Source organism: Selenomonas sp. KH1T6, from assembly GCF_900108415.1.
Taxonomy (GTDB): Bacteria; Bacillota; Negativicutes; order Selenomonadales; family Selenomonadaceae; genus Selenomonas_B; species Selenomonas_B ruminantium_A.
In genome coordinates this window covers 152,712-167,059 of the sequence record NZ_FNWN01000003.1, presented here as the reverse complement: position 1 = coordinate 167,059, position 14,348 = coordinate 152,712, and the positions used below count along the sequence as shown (strand labels likewise).

The 14,348-nt window shown below is 55.7% G+C and carries 14 protein-coding genes; 6 read left to right on the top strand and 8 right to left on the bottom strand.

Annotation, left to right across the window (positions count from 1 at the left end):
- Window positions 1-86: 86 nt before the first annotated feature.
- The 3 genes from ptsP to BLW59_RS03385 form a co-directional block, all read right to left on the bottom strand.
- Window positions 87-1,796: a phosphoenolpyruvate--protein phosphotransferase gene (gene ptsP, locus BLW59_RS03395; RefSeq protein ID WP_029541786.1), complete on the bottom strand. Its 1,710-nt coding sequence runs from the start codon at window positions 1,794-1,796 to the stop codon at window positions 87-89.
- Window positions 1,797-1,969: 173 nt separating this feature from the next.
- Entirely contained in the window at window positions 1,970-2,236 is a 267-nt protein-coding gene (locus BLW59_RS03390) for an HPr family phosphocarrier protein (protein ID WP_029541788.1), read from the bottom strand.
- Between the two features lie 399 nt (window positions 2,237-2,635).
- A complete protein-coding gene (locus BLW59_RS03385) occupies window positions 2,636-4,357 on the bottom strand; it encodes a sigma 54-interacting transcriptional regulator (protein WP_074696180.1) in 1,722 nt (573 codons plus the stop codon).
- Between the two features lie 212 nt (window positions 4,358-4,569).
- Here BLW59_RS03385 and BLW59_RS03380 point away from each other — a divergent pair, with 212 nt between their 5' ends.
- Both BLW59_RS03380 and BLW59_RS03375 read left to right on the top strand, forming a co-directional pair.
- Window positions 4,570-5,925, top strand: coding sequence for a hypothetical protein (locus tag BLW59_RS03380; RefSeq protein WP_074696178.1), 1,356 nt, complete (start codon window positions 4,570-4,572; stop codon window positions 5,923-5,925).
- A 23-nt stretch (window positions 5,926-5,948) separates the two neighbouring features.
- Window positions 5,949-6,860 (top strand): PRC-barrel domain-containing protein, encoded by a 912-nt coding sequence (locus BLW59_RS03375; protein ID WP_074696176.1) that lies wholly within the window; start codon window positions 5,949-5,951, stop codon window positions 6,858-6,860.
- A 67-nt stretch (window positions 6,861-6,927) separates the two neighbouring features.
- Here BLW59_RS03375 and BLW59_RS03370 read toward each other — a convergent pair whose 3' ends face one another.
- The gene (locus tag BLW59_RS03370; RefSeq protein ID WP_029541797.1) at window positions 6,928-7,278 is read right to left on the bottom strand and encodes a hypothetical protein; all 351 of its coding nucleotides are present in this window, start codon (window positions 7,276-7,278) and stop codon (window positions 6,928-6,930) included.
- A 145-nt stretch (window positions 7,279-7,423) separates the two neighbouring features.
- On the opposite strand from BLW59_RS03370, the gene BLW59_RS03365 reads away from it, so the two are divergent.
- Window positions 7,424-7,615 carry a DUF896 domain-containing protein gene (locus BLW59_RS03365; RefSeq protein ID WP_029541799.1) on the top strand — a complete coding sequence of 64 codons (192 nt, stop codon included), beginning with the start codon at window positions 7,424-7,426 and terminating at the stop codon, window positions 7,613-7,615.
- Here the strand turns inward: BLW59_RS03365 and BLW59_RS03360 are convergent.
- A complete protein-coding gene (locus tag BLW59_RS03360; RefSeq protein WP_074696174.1) occupies window positions 7,612-7,980 on the bottom strand; it encodes a hypothetical protein in 369 nt (122 codons plus the stop codon). The two genes, BLW59_RS03365 and BLW59_RS03360, sit on opposite strands and share 4 nt — an antisense overlap.
- A 107-nt stretch (window positions 7,981-8,087) precedes the next feature.
- On the opposite strand from BLW59_RS03360, the gene BLW59_RS03355 reads away from it, so the two are divergent.
- Window positions 8,088-9,341 (top strand): VanW family protein, encoded by a 1,254-nt coding sequence (locus BLW59_RS03355; RefSeq protein WP_051650106.1) that lies wholly within the window; start codon window positions 8,088-8,090, stop codon window positions 9,339-9,341.
- Between the two features lie 334 nt (window positions 9,342-9,675).
- Here the strand turns inward: BLW59_RS03355 and larB are convergent, their stop codons facing one another.
- On the bottom strand, window positions 9,676-10,422 hold the full coding sequence (larB, locus tag BLW59_RS03350; protein ID WP_074696172.1) for a nickel pincer cofactor biosynthesis protein LarB: 747 nt from the start codon (window positions 10,420-10,422) through the stop codon (window positions 9,676-9,678).
- 329 nt (window positions 10,423-10,751) lie between these two features.
- Here larB and BLW59_RS03345 point away from each other — a divergent pair, with 329 nt between their 5' ends.
- Together BLW59_RS03345 and BLW59_RS03340 are read left to right on the top strand one after the other, a co-directional pair.
- Complete coding sequence (locus BLW59_RS03345; protein WP_074696170.1) at window positions 10,752-11,612, top strand: hypothetical protein; 861 nt, start codon at window positions 10,752-10,754, stop codon at window positions 11,610-11,612.
- 79 nt (window positions 11,613-11,691) lie between these two features.
- Window positions 11,692-13,173: a flotillin family protein gene (locus BLW59_RS03340; protein WP_074696283.1), complete on the top strand. Its 1,482-nt coding sequence runs from the start codon at window positions 11,692-11,694 to the stop codon at window positions 13,171-13,173.
- Window positions 13,174-13,243: 70 nt separating this feature from the next.
- Here BLW59_RS03340 and BLW59_RS03335 read toward each other — a convergent pair whose 3' ends face one another.
- Both BLW59_RS03335 and BLW59_RS03330 read right to left on the bottom strand, forming a co-directional pair.
- Window positions 13,244-14,011, bottom strand: a complete 768-nt coding sequence (locus BLW59_RS03335) for a vWA domain-containing protein (RefSeq protein WP_081348359.1) — start codon at window positions 14,009-14,011, stop codon at window positions 13,244-13,246.
- 36 nt (window positions 14,012-14,047) lie between these two features.
- Window positions 14,048-14,347, bottom strand: a complete 300-nt coding sequence (locus BLW59_RS03330) for a hypothetical protein (protein WP_037376869.1) — start codon at window positions 14,345-14,347, stop codon at window positions 14,048-14,050.
- Between the last annotated feature and the right edge of the window lies 1 nt (window position 14,348).

Below are 14,348 nucleotides of genomic sequence, written 5' to 3'. Positions count from 1 at the left end.
ATATTTCTACATTGACAGGAAAATTCCTGCATATAAGAAAAAGCTCCCGCAATTGCGGGAGCTTTCTTTGTAATGGAAAGTATTTCTTAGAGAACCTTGGCCAGATATGCCTTGATCTCGTCGCCATCTTCCATCTTCATGACGTCAGCCAGGATTTCCTTGGCCTTGATGGAGGAGATGGAGCGGATCTTCTCCTTCACGCGGGGAATGGAGGGAGCGCTCATGGAGAGCTCATTGATGCCCATGCCCAGGAGCAGCACAGCGGCGTTGGGGTCGCTGGCCATCTCACCGCACATGCCGGCCCAGATGCCGTTCTCGCGGGCACTGGTGATGGTGCGCTGGATAAGGCTGAGCACAGCGGGGTTGAAGTGGTTGTAGAGGTCGGAGATGCTGGCGTTGCCGCGGTCGCAGGCCAGGGTGTACTGCACCAGGTCGTTGGTGCCGATGGAGAAGAAGTCCACGTACTTGGCAAGGACGGGGGTCATGACAGCAGCAGCCGGGGTCTCAACCATGATACCAACCTGCACGCTGTTGGAATAAGCCTTGCCCTCGTGCTCCAGCTCCAGCTTGGCCTCCTCGATGAACTCCTTGACCTTCTTGAACTCAGCCACGTTGATGACCATAGGCACCATGATGGCAGCCTTGCCGTAGACACCTGCACGCAGGATAGCCTTCAGCTGGGGCAGGAAGAGGTCGCGGCGCTTCAGGGAGATACGCACGGCACGGAAGCCCAGGAAGGGGTTCTCCTCCTTGGGGATGTTCAGGTACGGCAGGGGCTTGTCGCCGCCGATATCCATGGTGCGGATGACGCAGAGGTTGCCCTTGCACTTCTCGATAGCTTCCTTGTAAGCCTTGAACTGATCTTCCTCGTTGGGGATATCCTCACGGCCCATGAAGACGAACTCGGAGCGGAAGAGGCCCACGCCCTGTGCGCCGTAGGTGAGGGCGTTGTCAACGTCCATGTGGGAGCCGATGTTGGCCATGAGCTCGACCTTCACGCCGTCAGTGGTGACAGCTTCCAAGTCCTTGAGCTGTGCGTAGTGGGCAGCCAGCTCCTTCTGCTTCTGGATCTTCTCGTTGTAGCTGGCGCGCTCAGCCTCGTTGGGGTTGATGACAATCTCACCCTGCTCGCCGTCCACGATGACATGGTCGCCATCGGAAATAGCCTCCAGCTTCTCGCCCAGGCCCACCACGGTGGGGATAGCACGAGCCTTGGCGATGATGACGGCATGAGCGGTGGTGGAACCAGCGCCCAGCAGCACGCCTGCAATCTGCTCGGTAGGCATGCCGGCGATGACGGAGGGCTCTACCTCCTGGCCGCAGAGGATGACTTTCTCGTCACCAATCTCGGGCTCCTTGACGCCCAGGATGTACTTGGCAATGCGCTTGCCCACATCGCGGAGGTCAACGGCACGGGCTGCGAAGTACTCATCCTCCATAGACTCGAACATGGCAGCCTGTTCCTCAGCAGCCTTCAGCACGGACTGGGGAGCATTGCCCAGCTCCTCGATCTTGCTGATGATGCTGTCATGGAGGGCAGGATCCTGCACCATCATGCGGTGTGCTTCCATGATGGCAGCCTGCTCCTTCTGATCCTCGTTCTTCTGCATGCGCTCTACGCTCTCGCTAAGGATGTCAGCTACAGCAGTGAGGGCGCCTTCGGCCTTGTTCTTCTCTTCATCCACAGAACCCGGCTGATAGTTCACCAGGTAGCCGTCCAGGTTCTGACCTGCCAGCATGATCTTGCCCACGGCGATACCGGAGATAACGCCCTTACCACGAATCGTTACTGCCATTTTTCTTTTCCCCCTGTAATCAAAAAGACATAACTAAAAATAAAGCAATGTCATAAATTTAGGAATGTTTCCCGCACAGCCTCCCCCTCACGGGCAAGGCATAAATAAAGGCTCTCCCCGAGCCCCCTGTCTCGGGATCTCTGGGGAGAGCCTCCGAAGCAATTCCTCTGAAATTACTCCTCGCCGAACTTGGAAGCCACCAGGTCGGTCAGGGCCTTCACTGCCTCAGCCTCATCCGGGCCATCAGCCAGGATGGTCATCTCAGTGCCCTTCACAAGGCCCATGCTCATGATCATGAGAATGCTCTTGGCATCAACAGTCTTGCCCTTGGCCTTGATCTGAACCTTGGACTTGAACTTGGTTGCAGTCTGCACGAAGATGGATGCAGGACGTGCATGGATGCCGGTCTTGTTCTCGATCATGATAGTTGCTTCAGTCATTTTGAAATCTCTCCATTCTTAAAACTTACAGTTTGCTGCTTCTTTTCGGCTCTCTGATGAAGCCCGCACCGAAGCATTTGCCTAATAAATACGCAAGCAGCGTGCCAACTTCTGCAAAGGGCCGAAAATTTATCTATTTCCACCGCCTAGCTTAGCGCAGGAGGTAAAAAACTAACGTGAATCCAAAAACGAAAAGCACCCCGCAGGCCTTGCCTCCACCGCTTGCGGGGGAGGGGGACCGTCGAAGACGGTGGAAGGGGGAAATGTCGTCACTGCTCCTTCCCCCTTCCGTCAGCCTGCGGCTGCCACCTTCCCCGTAAACGGGGCAGGCAGGGCCAAGTTGGCAATTTTTACCAACTAGCAGAATTGTCTATTGGTAAATTATGCCAATATGGCAAATTATACCAACTCATACTTCCTGGCCTTGGCCGCAACTGTCTTATGGCTGATGCGCAGGAGTTTCCCTGCCGCATTGAAACTGCCAGCCTGCTGCAGGGCATGAGCTATGATCTCCTTCTCATACTCCTCCCAGGTACGGACTTCTTCGCCCACGGCAGGTTTCGGCACAGCCACCGCCGCCTGGGCAGGTTCTATTATCCTGCTGTCCCCCTTAATATAGGAAGGCAGGGCACCTGTCTCGATGCGCTCTCCGTCCATGAGGGTGATGACCCGCTCTATGACATTCTCCAGCTCCCGCACGTTGCCGGGCCAGCGATAATGCATGAGCAGTTCCATAGCCTCGGGCGTGATGCCCCGCACAGGCCGGCCTGCGTCCTTGCTGATCTTTTCTATGAAGTGCTCCACCAGCAGGGGGATATCGTCCACCCTGTCCCTGAGGGGAGGAAGGACCAGGGGAATGACATTCAGACGGTAATAGAGGTCCTCCCGGAAGCCTCCTTCCTTCACCAGCTGTTCCAGGTTCCGGTTAGTGGCAGCAATGATGCGCACATCCACATGGACGTTCTCCTCACCGCCCACCCGGTAGAATTCCCTTTGCTGCAGCACCCGCAGGAGCTTAACCTGCATGTTCTTGTCCATCTCCCCAATCTCATCAAGGAAAATGGTGCCGCCATCAGCCAGCTCGAACTTGCCCAGCTTTTTCTTCACAGCTCCGGTGAAGGCCCCTTTCTCATGGCCGAAAAGCTCCGACTCCAGCAGGGCGCCTGGAATAGCGCCGCAGTTCACCCTGATGTAGGGAGCCCGGCGGCGGCTGCTGGCATAGTGGATACCCTCGGCAATGACCTCCTTGCCGGTGCCGCTTTCCCCCTGGATAAGCACGGTAGCTGAGGAAGCCGCCGCCTTGGTGGCCAGAGCCAGCACATCCACCACCTTGCCGCTCTTGCCTATGTAATTGGCAAAAGCCTGGGCTGTCTTCTTGGTGCGCAGCAGCTCCTGCTCCAGATACTCTGCCCGGGCAGAAACCTGTGAAAGACGCTCCATCATAGTCTGCAGTTCCGTGATATCCTTGGATACGGACACCACCCCTGCTATCTCCCCCTCTACAAAGATAGGGGTAACATTGGCCACAAGCGTCGTGCCGTCCTTTTTATGGCTGATGCTGCCGATGCGGGCGATGCCGGAGTTCAGCACCCCGCAGCGGTTGCCGTCGGGAGCAGTCTCGTGGACATTAGTGCCCACCACCATTTCCGGGGTCTTGTGGACGATGCGCAGATATGCGGGATTGACGTAAGTAATGACGCCGGTGCTGTCCACCACGCAAATGCCGTCCTGCACCGCCTCCAGTATCATCTGCAGCCGCTGCTGCATGAGGGCGTTTTCGTGCAGCAGCCTGTCCACCTGATGGATCCTCTCAGCGCCCCGCTCCTCGAAATCGCTCTCCAAAAGTTCCCGCATGGAATCCGCAGCCTGCTCCAAATGCTCTGGCGGCGTATCCGGGGAGAGTCCCTCCGCAGACACAAAGACCTTGTCCCCTGAGGAAACCTTCAGGCCAATGAGCTTCATGAGATTGCTCATTTCCCGGGGCCGCGAGCTCTCCGTGCGCAGAAAAAGCCGCACCCCAAAGCGGCGGCCCAGCTCCTCTGCCTGCTGCACCAGCATAGCGGCCACACGCACATGCAGGCCGTTCTCGCTTTTAAGGAGCGCCTCCCTTTCCACTGTCATGCACATCTTCCTTTCTTCTTCCTATTATACTATAAAGACAGGCGAAAATCCCCCTGCTTATGAAAGAAAATTTCAAATTTCTCCAAGCGTATATTCAGACATTTTCGTAGACTTGCAATTCTCCCTTGAAAACGCTACAATATTGTTGAGTTATGGGATAAATCAAGGGAGTTTCCCCTTGATTCATAGGAAAAGGAATGAAGTGAGCCATTATGACTTTTTTTGTTGTCACAGCCGCTATCATGGCTGTCAGCATACTGCTCATATATAAGCTGTGCCGCTTCTTCGGTCTGGAGCTGAAATGGATTTCCCTGGTGCTCTGTGCCATGATGGCCTTTGGAGTCAACGGAGCCACCATCATACTCTCCCCCTTCCTGGATCAGGGCCATTACTTCAAGCTCATCGCCCTGGTGCTGGTAGCTGCAGGTTTGGTGACCCTCATCAATGAATACCTGCTGAAACGGGAGCACAGACAGCTGGCCGCCGCAGGCGGCGCAGTGCTGACACTGGAGACGGAGGAAGAGGAAGAAGCCGAAGAGATGCTGCAGGCAGCATCCGAAAGCGAAGCAAAGACCGAAGCTGGGGAAAAACTCAGCCAGCGCCTGCAGGAAGCCGTCAAGGCCAACTCTACGGCAGCAGAGCCCGTCGAAGAAGCCGCCGCGGAAGCACCAACAGAGGAAGGTCAGCCCGAAGCTGCAGAAGCGCCCGCTGACACAGCTGAGACTGAGATTGAAACCGCCGCAGAAGAACCTGACGAAGAAGTACCGGAAACCACCGTGACGGAGGCAGAGCAGCCGGAAGAGGCTGCCGAAGAACCTGCCCCAGCCGATGCCGGAGAAATGGCTGAAGCGGCTGAAACCGTAGAAACCATAGACACTGCAGAAACTGTGGAAGATACGGCGGATGCAGGAACCGCAGAAGCAGACGCATCGGCAGAAAAAGCAGAAAACCAGGAAACCGAAAACAAGGCAGAAGAAGAACCTGTGCCGGAGGAAGATTCCTCTGCTGCAGAAATCCCTGCCACGGACGAGGAATCTCCTGAGGAACAGCCCCCTGCCCCGGCAGAGGGACCTGCGCCCCAGGAGGAGGAGAGCCCGGAACAGCCGGCAGAGGCTGCCCCGGCACCTCAGGAAAGCAGGACAATATCCCTGGAGCCCGAAGCGGCAGAAGCCGCCGTGGCAGAGCTTTCCACACTGGACGAGATCCTGGACTTTGCCTATGCCAACAAAGAAAAGGATGTGGATGCCGCCATCACAGCCTATCGGGCGGCCATCGACCGCTACCCCGAGGACAGCTATACTCCCTTCCTCATCATCGAGCTGGCAGGGATGTACAAGGAAAGGGCTTCCTATAGTGAGGCCATCAACCTTTACGCCGAGTCCCTGGGCATGCCCATCATTGCCGGTGACGATGCCATGGTGCAGGAATTCTCCAAGACCCTGCGCTACCTTGGCACCGTTCAAGATATCCTGAAGAAACATCAATCCCTGGCCACGCCGTTTTCCAAACTCACCCCTGAGATACTTCAGGAGATAGAAGACGAGTTTGCCAAAAGGCAGGCTAAGTAAAGCATTAAATGGGGGAACAAGACATGAAGAAAAGCGTAGAAATCCTGGGGCTGCCGGTCATCAGCATCACCGAAGGCCGGGAACTGGGCATGAGCAAGACCCTGCTCATGGATGCCCGCAATGGCCTGGTAGCAGCCATCACCATTGAGGATGAGGACTGGTACCGCGGGGTGAAGCTCATTCCTTACGAATCCGTCATCGCCATCGGTGACGACGCTGTCACCATCACCAACAGCGAGAACATCCTGAAGCTGGACGATGCCGGCGACTATGAAGCCCTGCTGGACGATAACATCCGCGTTATCGGCACCAAGGCCATCACCAAGTCCGGTACTATCCAGGGCCAGATCACCGAAGTCTACATCGGCGATGATGGCAAGATTGAGAAGTGCGAGATCACTGCTCCTGATGGCACCACCTCTGATGTCACCTGCGACCAGATTTCCATCTTCGGCAAGCAGGTCACCGTCATAGACCCTAACGGCGCTTCCGAGGAAAAAAAAACTAAACCTGTAAGCGCACCTGCTCCTGCAGCCCCCAAGGCAGAGCCTAAGGACGAGCCCAAAGAAGAAGCCCCTGCAGAGGCTCCCATGGCTGAAGAAACGCCCGCAGAGCCCGTAAAGGAGGAGACTCAGGCAGAGGAAAAAACTGCCGAAGCTCCCAAGGCTGAGTCCAAGCCCGAGCCCAAGAAAGCCGAGCCTGCCAAAGAGGCTCAGAAAGCATCTGCCAAGGCTGCAGATCCCAAGCAGGCTGCCGCTGACAAGGCTACCGAGGAGCGCCATCGCCGCTTCCTCCTGGGCAAGAAGGCTGCCCGCACCATCAAAATGGATAACGGCATCGTCATCGTCGAAGCCGGTGCGGACATCACCGAGGAAGTGCTCCAGAAGGCCAAGCTGGCCAACAAGTTCATCGAGCTTTCTATGAACGTGCAGTAAAAAGGATATCTAAAAAGAAAGAAGCCACCCAGCTGGATGGCTTCTTTTCTTATTTTATCATGGCCTGTCAGTGCAGGATAACCCTTTCGATGGTGCCGTACTGCATGTATACGCTGGCCTCGGCTGGCTCACCCTTGAGGATGATTTCTGTCACGCGCTCCTTATCAGCAAGGTTGACACGCCCGTCCTTTACCTCCTGAAGGACCTTCTCCAGAAGTGCCTTGCGGGAAGTTGCCTTGTCGGCGAAAATCTCGTTGTTGTAGCGAATATTCATGGAAGCCTGGTTCTTGCCATCATCGCAGTTGAAGAACACATAAGCATAAACCTTCTTGGCGGGTGCTTTCTTAGCCGGTGCCTTGGTCGTGGTCTTGGTTGCTGCCTTCTTGGTCTCAGCTGCTTCGCTCTTTTTAGTTGCCATAAATAATTCCCCCTGCTAAAATATAATCTTATCAGTCCCATAGTGTAAACGCCAATATTTTCTATGTGCGACCCTATGCAAATATTATACAGCTATTATTCATTTTTTATCAAGATATACCACAGAAAGGATACAGATAACAAGCATGATTACCAAAGAAATGATTGCCCGCATTAACGAACTGGCCCGCAAGAAGCGCAGTGACGGCCTTACGACAGAGGAAACTGCCGAGCAGAAGAAACTATACGCCGAATACCTGGGTAATATACGGGGCCAGATGAAGCAGATGCTGGACTCCATCGAGTATGTAGACGACCCCAAAGCTGTCAAACATTAATCAAAGGTTATCCTCTCCAAAGCCTCCTCCAGCTCTTTCAGCTGGGCGGGGCTTATTTCGTCTATATGGACTCCACCAGTACAGACAACCCGGGCATTTCTCCGGGCCGCCAGTCTTTCTGCCAACGGACGGCAGATAAGCTCGTCCTTGTGACCGGAAGCATTCAGCACCGAGGAAGTGCTGCTCCTGCCAGCGCCTGTCAGGGAGGGACGCGGCTCTGCCATGACCACACACCCCAGATGTGCCCTGCCACCAGCGATGACCAGCAGATAGTCTGCCCCCACCCTTTGAAGTGTCAGCACCAGTTTGCCAAAGGAAAACATCAGCTCGTTTTCCCCGTCTCCTATCAAAGTCTTTTCTCCCATCGATCTCCCTCCTGCTCTTATTCTATCCCGCCTTTGCCCTGCCGTCAAAAGCCGTTGTTTTTCTCCTGTCCTTATGCTATGATGGCCTTAGCAAGCATGAAAAAGAGGTGAAAAGCACTCTGAATACCAAGACTAAATATATACTATTTGCCCTCCTGGTCTGTGCCCTTCTGACAGTAGCCATCCCCTCTGTGGTCATGGCGGTGGTGAACCAGAACCGGGTAGCCATGGGGGTTTACTATGGGGCAAACCGCCTGTCCGGCATGAGCCGTGAGCAGGTGCAGGACTTCTTCCGGGAACTGGCCGCCAAGAAGTTGGACAAAGATGCCCTGATACTCACCTACAAGGACAAGACCTGGAAGTACAGCCCCGAGGACATAGGGCTGGAAGTCCACGCAGACGAGGCCGCCGAAGCCGCCTGGCGGGTGGGACATGATCCGGAGAAGAACTTCGCCGCCAACGCAGCCGAGCAGCTGGAGAGCGCCTCGGTCAAAAGAGATATCGCGCTTGAAGTCACCTATGATGCCCAGGCCGTGGAGGAGAAGCTGGCTGCCATTGGCCGGGAAATAAACGTGCAGCCCCAGGATGCCTATCTGACCCTGCAGGCAGACGGCAGTTTCCAGCTGCACCCCGGGCACAATGGGTCGTCCCTACCTCAGGCAGAGCTCATGGAAAAGATTGGGCTCTACCTGAAGGAGCTGCACCTGCCCCTGAAGCTGGCCATCACCCCTGAGGTCAACGCCCCCTCCATCAAGAACTCTGACCTTTCCTCTATGGACACCATCCTCGCCAGCTACACCACCAGCTACGCCCCTGGGGACAGGGGGCACAACATCGAGCTGGCCGCAGGCAAACTGAACCAGCGACTGGTGCGTACCGGCGAAGTCTTTTCCTTCAACAACGCCGTTGGCACCCGCACCCGGGAGAACGGCTTCCGTGACGCAGGGGTCATCATTGACGGCAGGCTAGCCCAGGACAGCGGCGGCGGCGTGTGCCAGGTAAGCTCCACTCTCTACAACGCCATCCTGCTGGCAGGGCTTACCCCCGTGGAGCGCACCGCCCACTTCTTCCCCTCCACCTACTGCCCCCCGGGCAGGGATGCCACCGTGGCAGACGGGCTCCTGGACTTCACCTTCCGCAACCAGCTGCCCCACAATGTCTATCTCTTTTCCAGCTGCTCAGGCACCACCGTCACCATCTACGTGGCAGGCACCAGAGCCGACCTGAATGGCTGCCAGATCACCCTGCAGACAGAGGGCAGTTCCATGACCCCCTCCGTCTACCGGGTCTGGACGAAAAACGGCCAGGGCATCAGCAACGAATTCCTGCATACAGACCACTACGACACACCTCAGGAATAAATTATTAAATTTAATTTCTCTTTAATGATTTTTTCAGACAATGATGGTACAATATGAAACGTTGCAAAGGAGTATCGCCCTCCGATGCATGGCGGATACCCTTAACATCCGTAAAAAGAACTGGGGGATTGACCCCGGGCTATATAAATAGCAATACAACCTCCCTTAAAGGGCTGTTGCGCACAAGACGTGCAGCAGCCCTTTTTGTCATGCGATTGACATATCAAAGAAAATCCTCCAGGACCTCTTCCAGTGACGTGCTCCTCAGGGGCTTTCGCCATATATCAGCCAGGGATTTCTGATGATAGTCAGCCAAAGGCTCATAAGCCCGCCTTTATGACAGATGATTTATCAGGCTGGCCTGGAAAGCCGCCCCAAAGCCATTGTCTATATTCACCACGGACACGCCGCTGGCGCAGGAATTCAGCATGGACAGGAGCGCCGAGACACCGCCGAAGGAAGCCCCGTAGCCCACGCTGGTGGGCACTGCCAGCACCGGACAGGAAGCCAGCCCCCCCACCACACTGGGCAGGGCTCCTTCCATGCCCGCAATGGCGATGATGACCCGGGCTTCCATGATTTCCTCCAGATGGGCCAGCAGCCTGTGCAGCCCCGCCACCCCTGCATCATAGCAGCGCACGACCTCATTGCCCAGGAACTGCGCCGTGAGGGCCGCCTCCTCTGCCACGGGAATGTCGCTGGTACCGGCGGTGAGCACCAGGATTTTTCCCTTCCCGTCAGGCACAGGCATATCCCCCAGGATGCCCACCTTGCCCTCCGGGTGATAGATAAATTCCGGTACCTGCTGCTGTATAGCTGCCGCCTTTTCCTCCTCCAGACGGGTAACGAGCACCGGCAAAGCCTGCCGCTCCTTCATGGCCTGCAAGATGGCAGTTATCTGCTCCGCCGTCTTCCCCGCCCCATAGATGACCTCCTGGGCCCCCTTGCGCAGCTTCCTGTGAAAATCCACCTTGGCCACGCCAATATCCGCAAAAGGCTCTGCCTTCAGCTTCAGCGCCGCCTCCTCCACACTGAGCCTTCCCGCCTTCAAATCTTCCAATATTTCCCTGCAAAAATCCATGATCTCACTCCCTAAGTAATATTATCTAAGACTATTATACTCATAATTTATCCTTCCAACCTTAAATTTTATCCATAAATTTTACTGAATCTAAGGAAAATCTAATAATAGGCGTGTAATATAACTGATATAGGTTCTTATAACGCCGTTGTTCCAGTTTTGCCGTAGGCAAAACTTCCTATTGGCGTTTCAACGAGGCGGGAGATATGTGCTCACCATCTGTTATGATATTCGCCACCTCTACCTGCAGAGGTGGGGGACATCTTCTTCCTCGTTATTACGAGGAAGTTGCGGTGATTTTATGGCAATTTTCTTGAGGAGAGAGTTTGATGGGAGACTTTAGGGAGAACTGTGAGTTCAGCCTTATCCGTGAAGAGCTGGCAGTCCTTTTTCGGCAGTATCGGTCAGGAAAACTCACTTCCAGCACCGCCTATACGGAGTCCGGGAGGCTGCTGGACTATGACGGGCGCTGCGGCGAGGCCCTGTTCCTGCGCTACTACGCCCTGCGGGTGCTGCTGGAACCTGGGAAGAACCCGGACTTTTTCAAGAATGACCGCCGCCCGGAGGCGCGGCTCCTGAGGCAGATCGTGGAAGACAGCCTCAGTGAGTGCGATGACCTTGCAGGCGGCGAAGATGAAGGGCTCCACTACTACCTGCTTGACCGGGGGCAGGTGCTGGAGCTCATGAGCCGGGAATTCCACAGCTACCTGCGGGACTTCTATTTCAGCCGCCTGGAGACAGAGAGCAAGCTTCCGCTGATTTTGGGCGGAGAAATACGCTGGCCCTTCAAGGAGCTCACCGACAAGATAAAAGTCTTCGAGAGCATTTATCCAGGCGGCGATTATCCCTCCCTCTATGTGGAGATGGGCAGGATACAGGACAAGCTGGACAAGCTTGCCCCCCTGTTCCCCACCCGTGAGGAATACAACCTCTTTGTCCAGACCCGCTGCCTTCAGTACCTTGAGCCCTATCTTGAAAGTTTGCGGGAGCACCACGGGGCTCTGACGGAACAAATGTCACAGCGGTTTATCTTTGCCTTTCGAAAGATAAATGAGCTTATGGAAGCCAAGGCACAAAGCCTTGCAGGGCACAATAACCTGACACGCTCCATTGAGTTCTCAGTCATTGAGGGGGAACTTGACCGGGCCATTGAGGAAAACCATCTGCCCAGGCAGATTCATCATAGATGACCAAAATACCAGTATACGAAGAAAGGGTGTAATTCTATTGTCAATATTGATCTTACCTGCTATATTTGCCCTGGCCGTCATGGCCATTGCCCTGACCTGCTGGGTGAAAGCCCCGCCTGATGTGGCCTTTATCCTTTCCGGCTGGAGGGCCAAGCCCCGGATGCTGGTAGGACAGGGCGGTGTCAAGGTCCCCCTGCTGGAGCGTGTGGATAAGCTCTTCCTGGGGCAGATGACCGTTGACATCCGCACCCAGCAGAGCGTGCCCACCAATGATTTCATCAACGTGAAGGTGGACGCCGTGGCCAAGGTTTCCGTGGACGACACGGACGAAGCCCGCCTGCTGGCTTCCAAGAACTTCTTGAACCTGCCCCCGGAAAAAATCGCCGACCAGCTCCGTGATTCTCTGGAAGGCAATATGCGTGAGATTGTGGGCACCCTGTCCCTGAAGGAAATCAGCACCAACCGTGATTCCTTCTCCGAGCAGGTGAAAGCCGCAGCCGCCCAGGACATGGAGCGGCTGGGCATCAAAGTGATTTCCTGCAACATCCAGAACATCACCGACGAGACGGGCCTTATCACCGATTTGGGTGCCGATAATACGGCCCGCATCCGCAAGGACGCCTCCATTGCCAAGGCTCTGGCAGACAGGGACGTGTCCGTGAAGCAGGCTGAAGCTGCCAAGGAAGCCAACGATGCCCAGGTGAAGGCAGAGCTGGAAATCGCCCAGCGCCAGAATGAGCTGGCCATCCGCAAGGCAGAGCTGAAGCGTGAGTCCGATATCAAGAAAGCAGAAGCAGATGCCGCCTACGCCATCCAGGAACAGGAACAGCGCAAGGCCATCGAGACTGCCACTGTAGATGCAGAAATCGCCAAGGCCAACCGTGAAGAAGCCCTGCGCAAGCAGCAGGTCGCCGTCCGCGAGCAGGAACTGGCCGCCGAAGTCCAGAAAAAAGCCGATGCTGAGAAGTACAACATCAGCAAGCAGGCTGAGGCAGAGCTGGCAAAGCGCCAGCGCGAGTCCGAAGCAAGGCTCTACGAACAGCAGCGTGATGCCGAAGCCCAGAAGGCCCAGGCAGAGGCGAAGAAGTACGCCATGGAGCAGGAAGCTGCCGGTATCACCGCCAAGGCTCAGGCCGAGGCAGAAGCCATCCGCCTGAAGGGCGAGGCAGAAGCAGCCGCCATGGACAAGAAAGCAGAAGCCCTGAAGAAATACGGCAAGGCCGCCATGGCCCAGATGGCCATTGAAATCCTGCCGAAAGTTGCCGCCGAGGTGGCCAAGCCCCTGGGCACCATCGACAAGGTCACCATCTTCGGCAACAGCGGCGAAAGCGGCGTAGCTGCCATGTCCGGCAACGTGCCCATGATCATGGCCCAGACCATCCAGACCATCAAGGAGGCCACCGGCGTAGACATCGCCGAAATCATGAAGGCCGACAGCTACGATGCCAAAGTCACCCGCAACGTGAACGTCACTGGCATGGACCGCGAGAGTGCCAAGGCTGCCATCGCCGCAGCCGCCGTCTCCGAAGCCCCTGCCAAGAAGGCTCCCAAGGCCAGCTAAGTGCATAAGGAAAGCCCTGTTCAGATGCAAATTCCGTCTGAACAGGGCTTTTTGTTGCTTGATATCACTCTCACGGAGTATTTTTCCAGGCTTCGCTGACGATGCCGGTCTCTCTCATTTCCGTGGCAGCTGCACTCATCCTGTCAAAGGACTGCTGCACGCCACGGGCATTATGGGCATAATCTGCAGCGTGGTCGGCGCTGATGCCCAAGGCCCCCGCCTCAGCCACAGAGTCAATGTTGGCGCCCATGAAGATGAAGTTCCAGCCGTAATCCTTGGACGCTTCCTCTATCATGGCTTTCACTGTATCCCGTGAATATTCCTTGCTGTCATTTTCCTTGCCATCCGTCATGATGAGGAACAGCACGCGCCTTTTGGCAGGGCAGATTCCCTCCTTGTCCATGGCAGCGACTTTGTCCACGATAGTCCTGCCCACGGCGTCCAAAAGGGCGGTCATGCCACGGGCATAATATTCCTTGGAGGTAAGTTCCGGCACCTTGTCCAGGGGCACTGCCTCCACGATTTTGTCATACTTATCGTCAAAGAGCACTGTCGTGACTTCGGCCCGGCCCTCTTCCTGCCGCTGTTTGGCCAAAAAGGAGTTGTAGCCGCCAATAGTATCTTCCGTCAGGGCCCGCATGGAACCTGAACGGTCCAGGATGCAGACAATCTGCACAGGCTCCGGGGTGGTCTTGTAACAGGAGACTGAATGTTTATGCGGCAGCACAAAAGCTGTCTTCTCCGCTGGCTCCACCTGCTCCTGAACCGCCTGTCCCGCCAGGCAGAAAGCACTGCTGCCCAGCATCACCATCAAGGAAAGGAAAAGCACTCTGAACATTTCCCCACGCTCCTTTTGTACTGCTATGCTTGGTCCTTACTTTTCCTGGAAAATAATCGTTCCTTCCAGTATCCCCAGATTGCTGGATTCGTGGAAGGTATAGGCTTTGGGCTTGTACCCGGGCTCTGCGTCCTCCGTCAGGTACCAGATATGGCTGCCGTTGGGCTCCCACTGGACCGTATAGGGCACCAGCTTCTTCCCCTCCGGCAGGTCTATGGTGGTAGTGCCGCCGATTCTCTTGGTGATGTACTGGGAGCCCATGAACATATATGCAACTCCGAACAGCAGGACCAGGACAGTCACCAGACCTATTCCTATTTTTGTCGTGGTACTCATT